Source organism: Vibrio iocasae, from assembly GCF_042245395.1.
GTDB lineage: Bacteria > Pseudomonadota > Gammaproteobacteria > Enterobacterales > Vibrionaceae > Vibrio > Vibrio iocasae.
Map to the genome: position 1 here is coordinate 1,974,712 of NZ_CP145311.1, position 19,186 is coordinate 1,993,897.

Annotated in this window: 18 protein-coding genes; 10 read left to right on the forward strand and 8 right to left on the reverse strand. The window is 41.5% G+C overall.

Annotation, left to right across the window (positions count from 1 at the left end):
• Window positions 1–93: 93 nt before the first annotated feature.
• From pabB to SNR28_RS18760, 7 genes are all read left to right on the forward strand, one after another.
• Window positions 94–1,476, forward strand: a complete 1,383-nt coding sequence (gene pabB, locus SNR28_RS18730; RefSeq protein WP_375750063.1) for an aminodeoxychorismate synthase component I — start codon at window positions 94–96, stop codon at window positions 1,474–1,476.
• Window positions 1,477–2,079: a CoA pyrophosphatase gene (locus SNR28_RS18735; protein WP_375750064.1), complete on the forward strand. Its 603-nt coding sequence runs from the start codon at window positions 1,477–1,479 to the stop codon at window positions 2,077–2,079. It begins immediately after the preceding gene.
• Window positions 2,080–2,143: 64 nt separating this feature from the next.
• Window positions 2,144–2,614 (forward strand): GNAT family N-acetyltransferase, encoded by a 471-nt coding sequence (locus SNR28_RS18740; RefSeq protein ID WP_375750065.1) that lies wholly within the window; start codon window positions 2,144–2,146, stop codon window positions 2,612–2,614.
• 204 nt (window positions 2,615–2,818) lie between these two features.
• Entirely contained in the window at window positions 2,819–4,219 is a 1,401-nt protein-coding gene (gene asnS, locus SNR28_RS18745; RefSeq protein ID WP_375754118.1) for an asparagine--tRNA ligase, read from the forward strand.
• Between the two features lie 247 nt (window positions 4,220–4,466).
• Complete coding sequence (locus tag SNR28_RS18750; RefSeq protein WP_375750066.1) at window positions 4,467–5,942, forward strand: HD-GYP domain-containing protein; 1,476 nt, start codon at window positions 4,467–4,469, stop codon at window positions 5,940–5,942.
• A 196-nt stretch (window positions 5,943–6,138) separates the two neighbouring features.
• Window positions 6,139–7,329, forward strand: a complete 1,191-nt coding sequence (locus SNR28_RS18755; RefSeq protein ID WP_375750067.1) for an amino acid aminotransferase — start codon at window positions 6,139–6,141, stop codon at window positions 7,327–7,329.
• A gap of 752 nt (window positions 7,330–8,081) precedes the next feature.
• Window positions 8,082–8,507 carry a MarR family winged helix-turn-helix transcriptional regulator gene (locus SNR28_RS18760; protein WP_375750068.1) on the forward strand — a complete coding sequence of 142 codons (426 nt, stop codon included), beginning with the start codon at window positions 8,082–8,084 and terminating at the stop codon, window positions 8,505–8,507.
• A 43-nt stretch (window positions 8,508–8,550) separates the two neighbouring features.
• On the opposite strand, the gene SNR28_RS18765 is transcribed toward SNR28_RS18760, so the two are convergent.
• The 7 genes from SNR28_RS18765 to SNR28_RS18795 form a co-directional block, all read right to left on the reverse strand.
• Window positions 8,551–9,297, reverse strand: a complete 747-nt coding sequence (locus tag SNR28_RS18765; protein WP_375750069.1) for a TetR/AcrR family transcriptional regulator — start codon at window positions 9,295–9,297, stop codon at window positions 8,551–8,553.
• A 334-nt stretch (window positions 9,298–9,631) separates the two neighbouring features.
• Window positions 9,632–12,745, reverse strand: a complete 3,114-nt coding sequence (locus SNR28_RS18770; RefSeq protein WP_375750070.1) for an efflux RND transporter permease subunit — start codon at window positions 12,743–12,745, stop codon at window positions 9,632–9,634.
• A 3-nt stretch (window positions 12,746–12,748) separates the two neighbouring features.
• On the reverse strand, window positions 12,749–13,834 hold the full coding sequence (locus SNR28_RS18775) for an efflux RND transporter periplasmic adaptor subunit (RefSeq protein ID WP_375750071.1): 1,086 nt from the start codon (window positions 13,832–13,834) through the stop codon (window positions 12,749–12,751).
• A gap of 75 nt (window positions 13,835–13,909) precedes the next feature.
• Entirely contained in the window at window positions 13,910–14,533 is a 624-nt protein-coding gene (locus SNR28_RS18780; protein WP_375750072.1) for a TetR/AcrR family transcriptional regulator, read from the reverse strand.
• Between the two features lie 18 nt (window positions 14,534–14,551).
• A complete protein-coding gene (locus SNR28_RS18785) occupies window positions 14,552–15,076 on the reverse strand; it encodes a cytochrome b (protein WP_375750073.1) in 525 nt (174 codons plus the stop codon).
• A 10-nt stretch (window positions 15,077–15,086) separates the two neighbouring features.
• A complete protein-coding gene (locus tag SNR28_RS18790; RefSeq protein ID WP_375750074.1) occupies window positions 15,087–15,413 on the reverse strand; it encodes a c-type cytochrome in 327 nt (108 codons plus the stop codon).
• Window positions 15,414–15,421: 8 nt separating this feature from the next.
• Entirely contained in the window at window positions 15,422–15,865 is a 444-nt protein-coding gene (locus SNR28_RS18795; protein WP_375750075.1) for a hypothetical protein, read from the reverse strand.
• A 114-nt stretch (window positions 15,866–15,979) separates the two neighbouring features.
• On the opposite strand from SNR28_RS18795, the gene SNR28_RS18800 reads away from it, so the two are divergent.
• Window positions 15,980–16,423, forward strand: a complete 444-nt coding sequence (locus SNR28_RS18800) for a MarR family winged helix-turn-helix transcriptional regulator (RefSeq protein WP_375750076.1) — start codon at window positions 15,980–15,982, stop codon at window positions 16,421–16,423.
• Between the two features lie 114 nt (window positions 16,424–16,537).
• On the opposite strand, the gene SNR28_RS18805 is transcribed toward SNR28_RS18800, so the two are convergent.
• A complete protein-coding gene (locus SNR28_RS18805; RefSeq protein ID WP_375750077.1) occupies window positions 16,538–17,422 on the reverse strand; it encodes an MBL fold metallo-hydrolase in 885 nt (294 codons plus the stop codon).
• Between the two features lie 400 nt (window positions 17,423–17,822).
• On the opposite strand from SNR28_RS18805, the gene SNR28_RS18810 reads away from it, so the two are divergent.
• Both SNR28_RS18810 and SNR28_RS18815 read left to right on the forward strand, forming a co-directional pair.
• The gene (locus tag SNR28_RS18810) at window positions 17,823–18,431 is read left to right on the forward strand and encodes a substrate-binding periplasmic protein (RefSeq protein WP_375750078.1); all 609 of its coding nucleotides are present in this window, start codon (window positions 17,823–17,825) and stop codon (window positions 18,429–18,431) included.
• 289 nt (window positions 18,432–18,720) lie between these two features.
• Entirely contained in the window at window positions 18,721–19,116 is a 396-nt protein-coding gene (locus tag SNR28_RS18815) for an antibiotic biosynthesis monooxygenase family protein (protein WP_375750079.1), read from the forward strand.
• Window positions 19,117–19,186 lie beyond the last annotated feature (70 nt).

Below are 19,186 nucleotides of genomic sequence, written 5' to 3' on the forward strand. Positions count from 1 at the left end.
AACAAGTTAGATGTTTAAAGCTAGATTTATGATACTCTTGCTCAGCATTGTGCGCTACGCAGTGTTTTAGGTTCCCTGTCACAGTTTATACAAATGAATAACAATCCAAATCACAAGTTAGAAATCCGAAACCTTGAGTACTCTTCTGAAATAGCGAATCAACTCTTCGCCCCTATTTCCCATATTCCATGGGCTATGCTCCTGCGTTCAGCGTCAGAAGAACACCCTGATAACCGCTACGATATCCTTGTGGCGAATCCCGTTGCGACTATCGAAACGTTGGGTGACATCAGTCACTTGCGCTCACCAAACTCAAAGGGAGAATCCTTCGAGGACCCGTTTACTCTGGTTGAACAATATATCGACAAATATTTGCCCAACCAAGAACCAGTAGAAGCGCTTCCATTTATTGGCGGGGCTTTGGGTTACTTCTCTTACGATTTAGGTCGTCGCGTAGAAAAACTTCCAGCTGATGCCATCCATGACATCGATGTACCAGACATGGCTATCGGTATCTATGACTGGGCACTGATTGTCGATCACAAATTGCAGCGCGCAACACTTGTCGGACTGAATATTGATTCAAAACACACCTGGTTAATGGACCAACAATTGTTCGCCCCTGAGCATGAGACACCATTCCAGCTTCAATCTGACTGGTGTTCTAACATGTTGGAGAAAGAATATCAGCAAAATATTGAATCTATTCATGAATATCTGCTTTCCGGTGACTGTTATCAGATAAACCTTACGCAAAGATTCTCAGCCAAATATCATGGTAATGAATGGGATGCCTATCTTAAATTAGAAAAAGCGAACAAGGCTCCATTCTCTGCTTTTATCAGAACAGAACATGGCGCGATTCTTAGCTTATCACCCGAAAGATTCCTTCAGTTAAATGAAGGCAAGATTGAAACAAAGCCAATCAAAGGTACCAGACCCAGACACTCAGAAGCAAAGAAGGACAGTCTGATAGCACTAGAGCTCCAAAATGCTGAAAAAGATCAGGCGGAAAATTTGATGATAGTCGACCTGCTTCGAAATGACATAGGCCGAGTGGCAAAAGCAGGTACCGTTAAAGTGCCGCATCTGTTTGAAATAGAGAGTTTTCCAGCGGTTCATCACCTGGTTAGCACAATAGAGGCTAAACTAGATATTAACTACAGTGCTTGCGACTTGCTCAGAGCCTGCTTCCCTGGAGGTTCAATTACTGGTGCTCCTAAAGTAAGAGCAATGGAAATTATCGAAGAACTGGAACCACACCGGAGAAGTGTTTATTGCGGCAGCATCGGCTATATCAGCCGTTGTGGAAAAATGGATTCAAGCATCACTATACGAACGCTTATCGCACATCAGCAGAAAATCTATGCTTGGGCCGGAGGAGGTATTGTTGCGGATAGTCAGTGGCAATCTGAATATCAGGAAACCTACGATAAGCTGAGTAAAATTCTTCCAATACTAAAACAAGGTGCATAAATGAATAAAAGTCAGTTTCTCTCAAGCTTTTTACTAAACCAACCTGTTGAGTATCACAGCGAGGGGCTTGAGCGAGTGGCTGGCTTTGATCGGGCAAAACTTCGAAATGCTGCTGTGCTCATTGGTTGCGTGGAAAGAGAAAACGGACTCAACGTTATTCTGACCAAAAGAGCGATACATTTGAGACATCACCCAGGCCAAATTAGTTTTCCCGGCGGAAAACAGGAGGAGGATGACTCGACACTCGCTGATACTGCAATACGTGAAGCCGAAGAAGAAATTGGCATTTCTGCATCTATGATAGAAGTGGTAGGCACCCTCCCCCCCCTGATCACTATTAGCCGATTCGATGTTACGCCTGTAATAGGATTGGTGTCACCGGATTATGAACCTGTCATTGATCCCAATGAAGTCGCTTCGGTGTTCGAGGTACCTGCATCACACCTGTTTGATATACAGCAACTTTATAGCCAGAAATTTAATATCAAGGGTGTTAACCATCGCGTATTTGCCATCCCCTATAAGCATCACTTCATCTGGGGAGTTACGGCTCAGATCATACAGGCGATGCAGCTTCAACTCTTGTACGAAAACCAACGCTAGCTCTAATACGGTTATTGATTTAAACTTGTTGTAAAACCAAAGTGTTAAAAGCGTGGTGAACCGGATGATCACAATCAGAAAAGCAAAATTAAAAGATTACTCAATACTGATGGACATGACGGTTTCGGAAGAACAGAAGCCTTATGTAACCAGCTTTTCAGATCTCTATCATGACCGTAAACCCGAACATGAGTTTTATGTGGTCAATCAAGGCTCTGAACTGGTCGGTTTTTTCATGCTGGACAAAGCCTACTCAAAAGAGTACACCTTCACCGAGCAAAAGGAGCTAGGTCTGCGTAACCTGGTCATCGATCAGAAACATCAAGGTAAAGGCTACGCGGTTGAAGCACTTAAGAAACTGTTCAATTACCTCTATGGCGCTTATCCGGACTACAATTCCCTTTGTCTGACGGTAAACAAGAAGAATCGCAATGCCTATAGCGCTTACGTCAAAGCTGGATTTCTCGATAGTGAAAAGATGTACTATGGTGGCGACGCCGGGCCACAACATATTCTGAGAAAGCGCATTGGATAACATGTTTAGCGACGGTTACATCCTTATCTACGCTTAATTCCTTACAAATTATCGAATATTTCATATTTTCTCTTGAAGCTATCTGTTTCACAGGTAATATTGCGCTTTGTATAAAAGTTTCGAGCCTCAAGAAGAGAACCAGAAGGTAATTTCTGCATCTGCTTCCTCTTAAGGTAAATAATCCCAATGGAGAACATTAATAACATGACTTACGCGCCTGTAACTGACGTGCTGAGCGGTAAATTAGCTGTAGACAGTGAAGTCACTGTACGCGGCTGGATTCGTTCACGTCGTGATTCCAAAGCCGGAATCTCTTTCCTTGCCATCTATGACGGCTCTTGTTTCGACCCGATTCAGGCCGTGGTCCCTAATGAACTGAATAATTACGAAAGCGAAGTACTTAAGCTAACTACAGGCTGCTCTGTAGAAGTAACGGGTAAAATCGTTGAGTCTCCGGCCAAAGGGCAGGACTTCGAACTTGCTGCGACGGCTGTGAAAGTGGTTGGTTGGGTTGAAGACGCAGATACTTACCCAATGGCAAAAACTCGTCATTCTATTGAGTATCTTCGTGAAGTCGCACACCTTCGCCCGCGTACTAACGTAATCGGTGCGGTTGCACGTGTTCGTAACTGTCTGTCTCAGGCAATTCACCGCTTCTACCACGAGCAAGGTTACTACTGGGTATCTGCTCCGCTGATCACTGCATCTGATGCAGAAGGCGCTGGTGAGATGTTCCGCGTTTCTACACTGGATATGGAAAACCTTCCTCGCACTGAAAAAGGCGACGTTGATTACAACGAAGACTTCTTTGGTAAAGAGACGTTCCTGACGGTATCTGGTCAACTTAACGCTGAAACGTATGCTTGTGCACTAAGCAAAGTTTATACTTTTGGCCCGACTTTCCGTGCTGAAAACTCAAACACCAGCCGCCACCTGGCGGAGTTCTGGATGGTTGAGCCTGAAGTGGCATTTGCTGATCTAGATGATGTGGCAAAGCTATCTGAAGATATGCTTAAGTACGTATTTAAAGCGGTTCTTGAAGAGCGTCGTGACGATCTTGAGTTCTTCGCTCAACGTATCAACAAAGACGCGATCACGCGCCTTGAGAAGTTTGTAGATTCAGACTTCGCTCAGGTTGATTACACAGATGCCATTCAGATTCTTCTTGATTCAGGTAAAGAGTTCGAGTTCCCTGTTGAATGGGGTATCGATATGTCTTCTGAGCATGAGCGTTACCTTGCTGAAGAGCACTTCAAAGCGCCAGTAATCGTGAAAAACTACCCTAAAGACATCAAAGCATTCTACATGCGTCTGAACGATGACGGTAAAACAGTAGCAGCAATGGATGTACTGGCACCTGGCATCGGTGAAATCATCGGTGGTTCTCAGCGTGAAGAGCGTCTGGATGTATTAGACAATCGCATGCGTGAAATTGGTATCGACCCAGAACACATGAACTGGTACCGCGACCTACGTCGTTACGGCACAGTTCCTCACTCTGGTTTCGGTCTTGGATTCGAGCGCCTGGTTTCTTACGTAACAGGTGTGGCTAACGTTCGTGACGTTATTCCATTCCCACGTACACCACGTAGCGCAAACTTCTAAGTTCAGCTTAAGACCTAACCTTTTATCAGAGTCGCTTTTAGCGGCTCTTTTTTTATCTTCTATTAGATCAATAAGTTCGAACCTAGAGCGACTTCTATTTAAATTCTTATAGCGCTTTTATGGCAGCCCAACTTCAAAGTATTTTAATTACTCATCTATTGATACGAAATTTTAAGTTATGATTTGTGGTCACATAGATATAGTTAACTAATAATAAAATAGAATTTCAGGTATCAGGCCAGTAACCATGATTAAAATGAAATACGATGCTCGACAAACTTTCCTCTTCTACCTGATCGCTGCAGTGTTATACGGAACTTATGGTGGCCGCGTCTGCCCCTTTCTTGCGACACTTACTTATGGCGACATCATGCTCCAAACCGGAGGCATCTTCACTGCTCTGTTCGCAGTGAGACACTACGCTTCCACAAAAGGCGGCTTTTTTGGTTTTAACAGCCTGGCGAAGCTAGACAGTATCTTGTTTTTTGCATTCAGCATTCCGTTAGCGATTTATTATTCCGTCGCCTACGAATTTCCTATCGACAGCAATGCCAAAGTTTTATTTGGCATGACCATCTTTGGGTTCCTGACCGGGTTTGTTTTAGAGTTAAAATCAAAGATCTTCCTACTGGATTCCATCGAAAACAACCTTGCCTCAGTGGAAAATGCTCAAGGTGAGCGTCAGTCGATGGTTAAACAAGCGATAACACTGGTCTTGGTACTTCTTATCTCTTTAACGGTTACTCTGACTATGATTGCAGTTAAAGACGTTTACTGGCTTCAGCACAATCCAATGTATCTATTGGATGGCTCTGGCCAAATTAGTGTGATCAAAGAGTTTATCTATATCTCGTCAGTTCTTATCGGATACTCGATTTACATCATGATGCTCTGGAGCACTTTGATGAAGAGGATTCTTTCGGGTCACGAAAGCGCCCTTGAACTGGTGACTGCCGGACAAATTTCTCAACGACTGCCTGTTTATTCAAATGATGAGCTGGGAGCCGTTGCATCAATGACAAACAACATGCTTGACTCACTTGAAGAGAGTCAGGATGAAATTCAGATCACCCGCGATGCTGCTATCATCGGCCTGTCTGCACTCGCTGAATCCCGCGACAATGAAACTGGTGCACATATTCTACGTACACAAGAGTACGTTAAAGCACTTGCAGAAGACATGTCGACCAATGACAAACATCGCGAGCTACTCAATCATAATTACATCGATCTGCTGTATAAGTCGGCTCCACTTCACGATGTCGGTAAAGTAGGCATACCTGACAGTGTTCTACTTAAGCCTGGAAAACTGACTGATGAAGAATTTGACACCATGAAACAGCATCCGAATATTGGTGCGGAAGCGCTGGCTATGGCCGAAGATCAGCTTGGTAGCAGTTCCTTCCTAAGGCTAGCGAGAGAAATCGCCCTAACCCACCACGAGAAATGGGATGGCTCGGGGTATCCAAACAAACTTTCCGGAGAAGAAATCCCGTTGTCAGGTCGCTTAATGGCTTTGGCTGATGTTTACGATGCCTTAATCTCGAAAAGAGTCTATAAACCTGCATTTAGTCATGAAAAGGCGAAGCAAATCATCTTAGAAGGTTCAGGTACTCACTTCGACCCAGAAGTGGTTGAGGCGTTCCTATCCGTCGAATCTAGCTTTGTAGATATCGCCGCTAGACATAAGGACAAGAGTGATAAAACTGAAGCTCAGGCTTGAGGTTCGTGAATTTTAAGTTCTTAATTATTTTTATCCATATTTTTGATGACTTAAGTTAGTAAATAACTGACTTAAGTCATGATCTCTTTCCAAATTAAAATAAATTCAACTTTTGTGTTTTTTAGCGGTTGTCACAAACTGTTCATACAGGTATAAATACCAGAGTTACCGTTATTAACACATGGATGAATGTATTATGTTTGAAAAAGTCGCTGCTGCTCCGGCAGATCCAATCATGGGCCTTACTGAGGCATTTAAAAATGACCCTCGCGCTGAGAAGATTAACCTTGGTGCTGGTATCTACAAAGACGAGCAAGGTACTACCCCTGTTCTGGCTACTGTTAAAAAAGCAGAAGCAGCACTTTTAGAAACAGAAAAAACAAAATCATACCTAACCATCGAAGGTACAGCTGAGTACGGACTAGCGGTTCAAAAGCTGCTATTCGGTGCAGATGCAGAAATCATTGCTTCTAAGCGCGCTAAAACAGCACAAGCACCTGGTGGTACTGGTGCACTGCGCGTTGCAGGTGAATTTATCAAACGCCAGTTAGGTGCCCCTCGTTTATGGATGAGCAACCCAACTTGGGCAAACCACAATGGTGTGTTTACTGCAGCTGGACTTGAAACGCTTCAGTACACTTACTACAACGCTGAAACTAAAGAGAAAGATTTCGATGCAATGGTCGCTGATCTACAAAACGCTCAGCCTGGTGACGTAATCCTTCTGCACGGATGCTGTCACAACCCAACAGGTATCGACCCAACACCGGAAGAGTGGGAAACTCTGGCTAAGCTATGTGCTGAAAAGTCATTACTTCCACTATTCGACTTTGCGTATCAAGGTTTTGCTACTGGCGTTGAAGAAGATGCGAAAGGCTTACGTATCTTTGCTCAGCACAATAAAGAAATGCTTATCGCGAGCTCTTTCTCTAAAAACTTCGGCCTTTACAACGAGCGCGTTGGTGCATTTACATTAGTTGCAGAAGATCAGGGCGTTGCTGTTACAGCATTCTCACAAGTTAAAGCAATTATCCGTTCTGTTTACTCTAACCCACCAGCACACGGTAGTGCCGTTGTAACTCATATCCTGAACAGCCCTGAGCTTCGCGCGGAATGGGAAGAAGAAGTTGCAGAAATGCGTGTACGCATCAAAGAGATGCGTGAGTTGTTCGTAGCGACACTGAAAGAAGAAGGTGTTGAAGCGGACTTTAGCTTTATCGAGCGCCAGAACGGTATGTTCTCTTTCTCTGGTCTGACAAAAGATCAGGTAGAAAAACTGAAGAGCGAATTCGGTATCTATATCGTAGGTTCAGGTCGTATCAGCGTTGCCGGCATGACAAAAGCAAACATGGGCCCACTGTGTAAAGGTATTGCTGCGGTTCTATAATAGCCGTACCTGAACAGATGAAAGCCAGCTTATCTTATGAGCTGGCTTTTTTGTTTTTAAATACTTATTTCTGCCGGTAAGCAACTAAGTCTTTAATTCTGACTATAATGTTTGAATTTTTTTTCTGGTTGTATGTAACTGCCTATTTTTGGTTCTGGCACATTTCTGGACAAAAGTCATTTAACGGTCAGAGGCAGAATCTACCCTTCGGATAAGTTTTAGTACTGAAAAATGCAGTGCTAGGCTCTTTGTCGAGATGTTGTCCGTGAACGATTATGGACAGTTTCGTGCATCGCTGGTTTTGCCAACAAGTTCGTTTTATACACATTAAAAAGACAAGTATTCTATTAAGAACGAATGCATGAAATATGTTTCGGCATACATCTATAAGCTGATCTATTCCGGGACTCAATTACTCTATAGTTCCCTACCTAAGTATATGATTTTATCTTGCTTAGTTAACATATAAGTACATGACTCGTTGATAACGTGGCAATCAGGATTGACCAAAGATATTCTTGTTATAGGAAAATAACTCCCTTACTCGTGGGAAGTATCGTTGACCAAATCCATCTTCTAAATCTTTTTAAGTCAATTGATTAGTTTATTTTACTAGCATTATCCAATCGTCTAAATGGCAGTGCTCATACTGTTATTTGAGGAAAATTAAGTGTTTTATCCGAAAACTTTTACATATATAATTAGCAACATGTTGTCACTATGGGTGCATTCACAGTTTACCGGATAAAAGTATGCCAAAAACAGAAACTGGAGAGATCTTTACAAAAGCTATTTGGGAGATTTTTCGGCTAAATGGATTATTAACGATAGAAGGAGATCAACTCGCTAAAGAATTTGGTCTCAGTAGTGCACGATGGAAAGTCATGGGTGCGATTGTAAGAACCGAAGGCCCACTGACAGTTCCACAAATAGGCCGGAAAATCGGCCAGAGCCGTCAAGCCGTTCAAAGACTAGTTAACGCAATGAAAAAAGATGGTTTGTTGTTGGTAGAAAAAAACCCAAACCACAAAACATCTAGCCTTATAGGTTTAACTGAGAAAGGGTTTTGTATTTACCAATCGCTATATATCAAACAGCTTTCGTGGGCTCAAGAAGGGGCGAGAAAACTTTCCAGAGATGAGTTAGAGCTCACTCTGACAACACTAAAAAAGTATTAACCTTCATCCAGTTGAAGAAATACTATTCTACAGCAAAGCCAATCTAACATTCCGTAGAAAACTCTGTGCTTCTCAGTGGGTGAGACAGATATAAAATCAGGTCATCAATCTCTTCGAGAGACATTTGTTCAGAATCATCAAGCTCACAATAATCAGCAATAATTTTGCTATATAGCTTCCAGTGTTGAACTTCCATATTTTTAACAAATCTTTGGCTGATTCCAGACAATAACGTTAAGTTTGCACCTGTGTAGCAGCTTGAAATGAGTATCCATTTTAAGTCGAGCATACTCTCACCAAAGTGTGAGTTCATTTCATCAAACCTACAAAGAATCGGCGAAATAACTTTTGTAGCTTCACCAACTTCACCTCTGAAAGGATTTTCAAGATGGTCAAGAATACGCATCGCTTCTGACATATATTTTATCGGTATGGGGTAGCGAATTAACAGCGCAATGACATGCACAGAAAACAAGTATACTTTCTTTTTGGAACACTTTTCTTTTTGTAGGTACGCATCCAGTGCCCTCACTTCTTCAACCATGTAGGCATAAATGTAATCACCGATGTCTAACCAAAGTTGTTCTTTGCTTCCAAAATGGTGCGAAATGCAACTATGCGCAACCATGCTAGCCTGGCTAATTTTTCTTATACTTGTTACTTCATAACCTTTTTCGCAAAACAACTGGATAGCCGACATTAATATTTGCTCTTTAGTTTGGTGGCTCTCTTCTAGGCTTCTCTTTCCTCGAGTTCTTCTTTGCATATGAGTAACGTTACTTATTGTCATAACGTTCATTCATTAAATCGTGTGTAGATGGGTTACGATTTATGTTGTCTGGATTCCAAACATATACTGGAGCAGAAGCTGCGCAGTCATTGCACACTACATGCATCTCTTTGTTGACACAGCCCCATGCTGATTGCAAGGATTCGATGGATAGATTATTACTTCCACAAAAAGGACAAGGTCTACACTTCATAATCGGCCTCATTAAACTAGTATTTTGTACTTTCAAATAGAATTAATTGAGAACTCAGCAAAATAGCTGTATCGATGTAACACTAAGTTCGTACAATCCAGAGCCATGATTGACTCTGGATTTGGGTTATTGTTTTGGGACTTATTTAGCAAGTATGTCTAATGGTTCGACTTGGGATTCAGGGAAAGACTTAATACCAAACAAGAAAGTATACGCAACAGGCAGAACCACTAATGTCAACAAAGAGGAAAACCCTAAACCAAATATAATGGTTATTGCCATTGAGCTAAAAAAGGCATCGTTTATCAACGGAAGCATACCAAGCATCGTTGTTATTGCTGCCATTAATACGGGACGTACACGACTGACAGAAGAATCAATCACGGCCAAATAAGCGTCTTTACCTGAAGCCAGTTCGACATTAATTTGGTCAACAAGTACGATACCATTTTTTATCACCATTCCAGTTAAACTAAGTAAGCCTAGTAGCGCCATAAAGCTAAATGGAGCGTTAAACAGAAGCAATCCAGCTACCATTCCGATGATGGCCAATGGGACCGTGAACCAAATGACCAATGGTTGACGAACAGAGTTAAATAAGAGTACTGTAATGATAAACATCACTAAATAGCCTGCAGGTAGAGAGCCAAATACGGAAACTTTCGCCTCCATAGAGGTTTCGTATTCTCCACCCCACTCAAGCTCATAACCATCTGGCAATTCGATACTTTCCACATTGTGCCTAATCTTTTTCAACACTGAATCTGCAGTCTCTCCACTAGAAAGCTCCGGATCTGAAAATACAGAAATCATGCGCTTACGATCACGTCGGATTATCAAAGGGTCTTCCCATTGAGTATCAAACCCTGATACAAGTTGCTCCATTGGGACAAATGCGTTCGACTTAGTGCTCCATACTTGTAACTTCCACATGCTGTCAGCGTCCAGGCGTTCATCCTTAGGAGCTCTAGCTACGATAGGCAGCAAATGACTCGTTTCACGATATGTACCAACTGTTTTACCACTGAAGTTCACTAACAACGCATTATCTATATCTTGTTTGCTAATGCCTGCTTCCCTCGCTTGAGCTTCAGAAATACTAGGTCGAACAAGACTTACCTTGTTTCGCCATGTATGCCGAATGTTATCAGCAGTAGGTTCTGCATCAAAAATGGCTTTTGCCTTAGCGGCAAGACTGCGTAAAACCTGTGGGTCATCACCATAAAATCTTGCTTCCAGTTTTGCTGCAGGAGTGGGTCCATTTTCAAGGCGTTTTATTCTAAACTGAGCCTCTGGGAAGTTTTCTCGCAAGTGGCTTTGTATCAGGGGCAGCTTTTGTACGATGGTTTCAAGGCTATCCATTTCAACTAACACCTGAGCATACGCGGCATAACCTTTTTCTGGAACATATGGCAAAACAAAGCGTTGCATTCCCTGACCAATGACCGAAGTGAGGGACAAAATTCCAAGATTCTGATCTTTATTGGCTACCAATAGTTTCGTCTCCAAAGAAGAAATAAATTCCTCAGTGGCTAATATGTCGGTACTTTCTGGTAGCCAAACATCAACAAAAAATACCGGGGTATTTGATGCTGGAAAAAACACATTTTTGATGAGTCCAAAATTCATAACGGATGCGACAAGAGCAGCAATGATCAATGCGATTGTGAGGCCCCTGAATCGAACCGCAAGTTTCAAGAATGCTCTATACAAGGTGAAAAACCAGCCTTTATACGGATCAACCTGAGTTAAGTCTCCGTTTTCAGTATCAGTCTGCTCTTTAAACAATGTGTGACAAATGAATGGTGTCAGCGTCATAGCCGTGATCCAACTGATAAACAGTGAAATCATGAGTACTTTGAATAGCGAGTTACAGAACTCTCCTGCACCTGTTTCCGATAGCCCTATAGGAGCGAAAGCGATAATGGCGATGATTGTTGCCCCTAATAAGGGCCATTGTGTTTGCTTTACAACCGACATGGCAGCCTGTAAACGGGTTTGTCCACGTTGCAAACCAATCAAAATGCCTTCCGTAACCACGATAGCGTTATCAACTAACATGCCCAAAGCAATAATTAACGCACCAAGAGAGATAATTTGAAGCTGAATCCCCATGATGTTCATGATGATGAATGTACCTAAAATGGTTAACAGCAGTACCGTGCCCATCAACAATCCAGAGCGAACACCCATGAACACAAGTAATACGACAATCACGATGCCTACAGAAGCGGCTAGATTCAACAGAAAACCTTGAATCGTGTTATCAACCATTTTACTTTGGTTGTAGACCGTATCTAACTGAACCCCAATAGGTCTATTTTCATCAAGTTCCAAAAGTCGTTGTTCAACTAACTCTCCGACTTCTACGACATTGACACCGGTACCAAATGAAATACCCATGGAAATGGCTTTCTTACCATTAGCATGATAAAGCACTGAAGGAGTTTCAGTCAGAGACTTATAAACTTTAGCAATGTCACCAAGATAAACGAGTTCACTACTTCCCGGGGGACTGACGAGTAAACGCTCCATTTCTTCAACACTCTGGAATTCTCCAGTTGGATGAATTCGAACGCGATTCTTACCAACAAGTACGCTGCCGGCATTAGACACCACGTTCTGGCTGGTTATCAACCCATAAATATAGTTTTGGTCCAAACCTAATGCAGTGAGTTTTTGTTGTGAGATCTCAACTACGATTTGATCTGGGATCATACCTGCGACAGACACTTTCTTAACACCAGGAACCAGTACCAACTCTCGCCTCAAAAAGTCAGCGTAGTTTTGTAGCTCACGATAGCTATAACCCTCTCCGTAAATATTGAAAAGAATGCCGTATACATCACCAAAGTCATCAATTACTTTTGGGGGCATCGAACCAGTAGGCAACTCTCTCGACTTGTCATTTACTTTACGTCGAACCTCATCCCAAACTTGTGGAAGATCAGATTTATCGTAATTATCTTTTATCGTTACCTCTATTTGAGACAAACCAGCGCTGTTAATAGACGTAATATGCTTAACAGCATCAAGTTGCTGGATGGCATCTTCAAGCTTTAAGGTCACCTCTTCTTCGACTTGTTCTGCACTTGCACCAGGGTAGCTTGTTATCACCAAGGCGTTTTTAATCGTAAACTCAGGAAATTCCAATTGTCCTAGTCCAAAAAAAGCACCACTACCTCCTATCAACAAGAGTAAGGCAAACATCCAGCTAACCACTTTGTGGCGAATCGTGTACTCGGCAATGTTCATATATTACACTCCACGTTCCCATTTAAGTGGTTTGACTCGCATTCCCTCTTTTAGGTGCTGAACCCCAACTGCAACAACCTGATCTCCCGGACTAATACCGTTGAGCACTTCGATTCCATTTGATCGAACCTGGCCTAACGTGACAACAGATGAGTTCACGGTTCCTGTACTGTTATCAAATAGCCAAACTATGCTCTCTGCACTGTTATCACTCATTCCAATTGCCGATGCAGGTAGAACCATAGTACCCATGGAGAAATTAGTGGATGAAAAATCAATACTTAGCTCTGCACTCATGCCTGGTAAAGCGTCAAATTCCTCCGGTTGCTTCAAGACAAAAGCCGTCTTATAAGATTGCGTTCCAGAGCTGACTTGGGTGGAAGACTCTTTAAAAGTAACGGGGTAAGACATGCTCGGATAAGCCGTAAACTTTACACTTGGACTAAACTTAATACCCGACTTTAGCTTGGCGTTTACTTCTTGTACAAATGATTCGGGTACTTGGATAACCACATCTACAACGTCGTTTCGATGCAGTGACAAAATCGTCTGGCCGGCCTGAACGGTTTGATAGTTATCAATGATTCGACTAGCGACCACACCGCTGAACGGCGCGAGCAACTTAGTGTAACTTAGTTGATCTCGAGCACTAGCAAGGTTAGCTTGAGCGGATTTTAACTTGGCTTTTGCCGTGTCGTATTCTGCTTTTGAGATTAGTTTTTTTGTATACAGTTCTTTCTTGCGTCGATAATCAGCGTCAGATAGCTCGAAGTCAGCTTCTCTGAGAAGTAAATTATTTTTTGCGTCGCGACTATCGAGCTCTGCAAGTACATTGCCCTTGCTCACTTCTTGGCCTTCCAACAGTGGGAGTGTGGTTAGCTCTCCAGATATACGAAAAGCAAGATCCGCTTTCTGGTTTGCTTCTATTCTGGCAGGAAAACTGCGTCGATGAGGGTTAATCAGGTTGTCCGCTTTTATCAACTTCACTGGTCTAACGAGGTCGATGTTTTTCTGGGTATCTGATGGATTGCATCCTAATAAACTAGTAGCTGATAAAGTTAATAGTAATGCAATATTAGATAGCTTCATTATAAGCTCTCCGTAAGGGTTGAATAATAAACATTAACTTGGTTGCAACGATATCTAATAGAGAAGTAAGTTGGCTTATAGCTTCTTATCCCTAATTATTGCGGTTAATATTTCGTAATTATTTCTTTGTTGTTCTTCGATAGTAGGAGCATTTATATCAATTGAGTTATTAACGAATGGAGAAAGCAGTAAGTTAATAAAAGTACTCATTTGGCTATTGATATTTTTCCTTTCATCAAATGAAAAATAGCGGTCATGTTTTATCACCTTCTGTATAGAGTGATAAAAATACTCACGAATATGCTTTACTGATTCCAGATAGTTTTCATCATCCAGTGTGTTCCCTGTTAGTCTTACAATCAGTGCTATCGTTTCGACGTCTTTTGATGCGTCAATAAAACACTTTTGTATGATGCTCCCGGGTACGGAAGGCACATCTTGGCTTATTACACGCTGTATCCGAACATTAAATCCTTCTAGTTGCTCTTGAAGCATAGCCTGAATTAGTCCGTCCTTATTGCCGAAGTAGTAACGAATAAGCGAAACGTTAAAACCAGAACTATCAGATATAAGTCGAGTGGTAATTTGAACTCTGTTTTTTGATAAGCACAGCAATTTAGTTGCGTTTAGAATTTCATTTCTTGAGTTTATTTTCCCACAAGGCCTTCCAGCACTTCTAATTTGGTTTTTAACATTCATAAAATCTGACTTTTGATTTTATTGATCTTTGGCTTTGCCAAACCACATTTTAGAGAACAAATTATCTTTAACGATAAATTGGTGGTATAGAGCTGCTAAAATATGAAATGCGACCATTACAACAAGCACTTTAGTTAGAACTCCGTGAACTCTGCGTATAGGTAAATCCGAAAGTGACTCTGGTAAAGTGGTACCCTGTTGCAATACAGATTGCATGTCTATTTGAATCGCGGTGCCAACTCCGGTTAGAACAACGCCAAATACAGTAATGTATAATAGGTTGTGAAAAACTCTTGCTGTTTTATCCAACGTTTTTAACTCATCGTTGTTACCTGTTGATGAGAGAAAAATCTTAAGCAGGACTCGAGCAAAAAAGGCACCTCCAATGAACATACCTGCTACCATGTGTACCGCTAGTCGATCCACCTTCAAGTCCAGATCATTGGACAATGAAGCAATATCATTCCCCATATATAAAGCGACGAATAAAGCAATGGCCAGTAACCAATGCAATACAACAATAACCGGTGAATATCTCTTCATAACAGGCTCCTTATTCGCTTGTTATTTGTAAGATATAATCAATTGCGCTGTTAATGTCTTCATCAGTACACTTTGAGCACCCTCCCTTCAGTTCGTGATCATTTAGTCCGTTCATGACAATGTCACGCATCTCGTCATGGGTGTGTCGTCCATGATATTTACCCCAGGCCTCTTTATCATTCACATCCGGAGCGCCAGAGACCCATCCTTTAAATCCACCGGTATGACAAGACTGGCAAACTTTCTCAAAAGTCGCATTTTTAGCAACTCCCGGGGCACTAATGGCCAATAGAAGTGCAGTTACAAGTACGCGTATATTGTTTGTTCTATTCATCATAATGACTCTCAGGCTTTTGCTTTCTTTGGGTTAAATTTTTGTCCATCTCGGATATTCATAACCATCAGGCTCAAGTTGGTGAGTCCTGCGAGCAACTCCATCGCTTGGACAATGTAAAACTTGGTATCAAAACTGCCTGCTTCCGCCCATTGATTGAGTAGTATCGCGGCAGGAATAAGAATGAGGAGGCCGTTTGCTGCAATAATCGGCATACGCTTTTTCTTTCTGTCAATCACTCGCCCCTTTCTTTGTTTGGCCATAGAAGAACCTGTCGCCCCAGCAACAGCGATTGCTGGTACAAGAATATAAAGGCCAGGAAATACAATTAATGCCTTAATCTGGCGGATAGAGTCCATTGAACCAAACAACTCAACGATGAGTGTTGAACTAAAAAAAGTAGCAATGCATAACGTAGCGATAACTGCAGCAATTTTATGAACTAAGGGTTTCATACGTATCTCCAGAAGAGTATAATTGGCAACATGCTGTCAATTATAGACCCATTGACAACATGGTGTCAATTTTAATTTGGCAATATGTTGTCACTTATTAATCGGAAATGAATTATGTCGACAAAAACTAATGGTGAGATATTCACACAGGTTGTTTTAGAAATTTTTAAAGTGAGTGGAATGCTAAACGCTGAGGGTGATGCACTGACAAAGGAGTTTGGTTTAAGTAGTGCTCGATGGAAAGTGATGGGGGCAATTGTTAAATCAAATGCTGCATTAACAGTGCCTCAAATAGGACGCACAATGGGTCAAAGCCGACAGGCGACACAACGAATTGTTGATGTAATGACAAAAGATGGGATGCTCTTACAAGTTGACAACCCTCATCACAAAAAAGCTAAGCTAGTAGATTTAACAGAAGAAGGTCGTCGAGTATACGATCAGCTAGATATCAAGCAATTTGCGTGGGCCGCCAAAGGGGCAGAAGATATAACAACAAGTGAGTTAGAAATCACACTAGCGACACTGGAAAAAATGGCACATCATTTCAGTGACTGATGGCGGTACCCTCACATAGGGACTTAAGGGCTTCTAGTGCTGACTTTTTAAAATCTGAGCGGCCACCAAAATGACCGCTCAATTAAGTGTGTGGACGTGAGATATGGAGCATCGTTAATTCGTTAGCAAGCCATAAATCATCATGGTCATCTTTGTGTTGTTGATATAAAACCAACTCCATTCATTGTATTTCTCTAGTGGCTTTTGTTTTAGAATTTCTTCTAAGTTCATTCCTTTGTCAATCATAGATTTAATACTATTTTTTGCCCCGGTTAACATATCGATACCAGCTTTGATATCAGCCTTTGTTGCTAGCGTTCCATGTCCTGGAATAATTTTCGTATCATCATCACCTAAATCTAGAATTAAATACTGTCCCGCGATAAACCGGTCGATATCTCCACCATTTCTTAAATCAATATTCGGAAATATATTTTTAAATACCATGTCTCCTGCATGAATAACATTGGCTTCAGGAAAGTAAATAATAATATCACTGTCGGTATGAGCATCAGGTATAGTGATGAGCTCAATTGTCTGGCCATTCAGGTGTAGTGATGTTTTATCTGTAATAGCAACGTGAGGGAGCCCTTTCTTGTTAAATTTCTCGTCCTTCAACAGTGCTTTTCTAGTGTTTTCATGAGCAATGATAGTCGCGCCTTTCTCTGCAAAAACGAAGTTTCCTGCAAGATGGTCAGCATGAATGTGTGTATTAATGACGAAATCGACTTCTCGACCAGCCACTTTTTCAACCGCTTCCAAAGTCACGTTAGCCGCCTTTTTTAGCCCGCTATCAATAAGCAGAACACCCTCATCGCCAACTAGGAGACCCAAATTGCCTCCCGGGTTTCCACTTTTGCCTTGCAACATGTAGATACCATGTCCCAAATCGGTTGATTTCCAGGAGTCGTCGCCAGATGGCATTGAAATGCCACTATAAGCAAACGACTTTGCGACCAGGGTTAACGTTAATATAGTACCAAAAATAATTTTCATCATAACGATCAAGCTCCTATTAATGGGTTACTAAGTTGAGCACTCAGAAGCCAATGTTAATCGATTTACTACTGAATGTTTACATTGACAACATGATTACATTTTGACACAATACTGTCAAAACAGAACTCACTAGTAGAACCGATTTGGTTAAGCAAACTGAGTCGAAAATGAGAAATGTTCTTACTAGAATAAAATGGTTCATGCTAGGGCTAGGTCACTCTTTGGCGATTTGCCAATAACTATTATTAATTAATAGATAAGTTGTGGTACTACAAATATGCTAACTCCATTGATTCTAAAAGCTCTGTTGCTTTATTTTCTGACTAGTTCAGTTTTTGCAAATGTTTCAATACAAAGCACTTTGATTTTGAGTCACTCGATGCAAACGGATTCATCTAGGATGAGTCGCGCGCTACAGATGATTCAAGCGTTGGAACAACGTTCTAATATCAAATTTACCCTTCAATCTTTTCCCAGTAAACGAAGTTTGCATTACGCCAATATTGGCAAAGTCGATGGTATTTTCGCTAGATTGAAGACATTAAAACTTGACCCAAGGTATTCAAACTTGCTGCTTGTTGATGCTCCTTGGATGGAAGACGAGTTGGTTGTCATTTCGAAAAAAGAAAATAGCATTGAGGTGAGCGATTGGGCCGATTTGGTAGGTTATGACATCTGTTACTTAAGAGGCACGTTAGTCGTTGAGCGTCAGTTACAATCCTATCCTTTTACGGCCTACCCTTTAAGTAAAGATATTCACGCAGTCAAAAAAGTTCACGCTTCTCATTGCAAATTCCTAGTTACGTGGTTAGCACACCTTTCACCAGCAGCGCTATCTTTTATCCAAGAAAACTCGTTACAAGTTGGAGCATCCTTAGCTTCATTCAAGGGGTATATGTACATCCACAGAAAACATGAACATCTTCTTCCTCTATTGCAAGACGCACTCGTTAATATGGAGAGAGAAGGTGTGAGAGCGAGCATTTTTCTAAACCCCTCTAAAAATTAGTACGCTGATCCAAATTAAACAGAAATTTAAGGCTCGCAATCGTTCAGTTCTTTAGTTCCTTGGTTAACACCGAGCAAACCACGTGTGCCATAGCCATACCTAGATTAATTTATGAACCTGACTTTAAGCAGAAGTTGCATCAATACTATAGATTATTTCTCAACACGGCATTGACACCATGATTCCAATATGACAACATATTGCCAAGTTAACATGAGCGCTACATAGTATATGCATCCAGTTAACATGAATCACATACCGATCAACAACACATACGGAGAGCAATGTCATGCGAATCATCAATCTAGTCGCGACCAGTATACTAATGAGTGGCGTATTGTTACTAAATTTGGCCCATGCGAATCAAGGTCAGGTTAACCACGATAACAACTCTGCAGTTACGCTGATTAACCCATTCATCGTTCCAGTCAATAAGTTAGATGAAACCATCGCGATGTGGGAAAAAGCGCGAGATTTCTTACAACAACAACCTGGTTATATCTCGACTGAACTACATCAGGCTATCTCTACCGACTCCGAATACCAGTTAATAAACGTGGCTAAATGGAAAAGCGCAAAGGAATTTAAAGCAGCAACGAAGAAAATGCATGCCAGTGGAGAGATCCCTAAAATTGATGGAGTTAAATATCGACCAGGTCTATACAAAGTTATAAGAAAAGATTAGTTCCTAAACTATGTCATTTAGTTCGAAGCAATGATGGCTTCGTAGAAAGCCTTTTCAGATAAATACTACT

What these genes read in the sequence shown, in the direction of transcription:
- asnS (WP_375754118.1), top strand. Translation starts at nt 2,819, where the DNA reads ATGACTTACGCGCCTGTAACTGACGTGCTGAGCGGTAAATTAGCTGTA.
- SNR28_RS18790 (WP_375750074.1), bottom strand. Translation starts at nt 15,413, where the DNA reads ATGATGAATAGAACAAACAATATACGCGTACTTGTAACTGCACTTCTA.
- SNR28_RS18750 (WP_375750066.1), top strand. Translation starts at nt 4,467, where the DNA reads ATGATTAAAATGAAATACGATGCTCGACAAACTTTCCTCTTCTACCTG.
- SNR28_RS18795 (WP_375750075.1), bottom strand. Translation starts at nt 15,865, where the DNA reads ATGAAACCCTTAGTTCATAAAATTGCTGCAGTTATCGCTACGTTATGC.
- SNR28_RS18765 (WP_375750069.1), bottom strand. Translation starts at nt 9,297, where the DNA reads ATGACAATAAGTAACGTTACTCATATGCAAAGAAGAACTCGAGGAAAG.
- SNR28_RS18800 (WP_375750076.1), top strand. Translation starts at nt 15,980, where the DNA reads ATGTCGACAAAAACTAATGGTGAGATATTCACACAGGTTGTTTTAGAA.
- SNR28_RS18815 (WP_375750079.1), top strand. Translation starts at nt 18,721, where the DNA reads ATGCGAATCATCAATCTAGTCGCGACCAGTATACTAATGAGTGGCGTA.
- SNR28_RS18755 (WP_375750067.1), top strand. Translation starts at nt 6,139, where the DNA reads ATGTTTGAAAAAGTCGCTGCTGCTCCGGCAGATCCAATCATGGGCCTT.
- SNR28_RS18785 (WP_375750073.1), bottom strand. Translation starts at nt 15,076, where the DNA reads ATGAAGAGATATTCACCGGTTATTGTTGTATTGCATTGGTTACTGGCC.
- SNR28_RS18740 (WP_375750065.1), top strand. Translation starts at nt 2,144, where the DNA reads ATGATCACAATCAGAAAAGCAAAATTAAAAGATTACTCAATACTGATG.
- SNR28_RS18770 (WP_375750070.1), bottom strand. Translation starts at nt 12,745, where the DNA reads ATGAACATTGCCGAGTACACGATTCGCCACAAAGTGGTTAGCTGGATG.
- SNR28_RS18780 (WP_375750072.1), bottom strand. Translation starts at nt 14,533, where the DNA reads ATGAATGTTAAAAACCAAATTAGAAGTGCTGGAAGGCCTTGTGGGAAA.
- SNR28_RS18775 (WP_375750071.1), bottom strand. Translation starts at nt 13,834, where the DNA reads ATGAAGCTATCTAATATTGCATTACTATTAACTTTATCAGCTACTAGT.
- SNR28_RS18760 (WP_375750068.1), top strand. Translation starts at nt 8,082, where the DNA reads ATGCCAAAAACAGAAACTGGAGAGATCTTTACAAAAGCTATTTGGGAG.
- pabB (WP_375750063.1), top strand. Translation starts at nt 94, where the DNA reads ATGAATAACAATCCAAATCACAAGTTAGAAATCCGAAACCTTGAGTAC.
- SNR28_RS18735 (WP_375750064.1), top strand. Translation starts at nt 1,477, where the DNA reads ATGAATAAAAGTCAGTTTCTCTCAAGCTTTTTACTAAACCAACCTGTT.
- SNR28_RS18810 (WP_375750078.1), top strand. Translation starts at nt 17,823, where the DNA reads ATGAGTCGCGCGCTACAGATGATTCAAGCGTTGGAACAACGTTCTAAT.
- SNR28_RS18805 (WP_375750077.1), bottom strand. Translation starts at nt 17,422, where the DNA reads ATGATGAAAATTATTTTTGGTACTATATTAACGTTAACCCTGGTCGCA.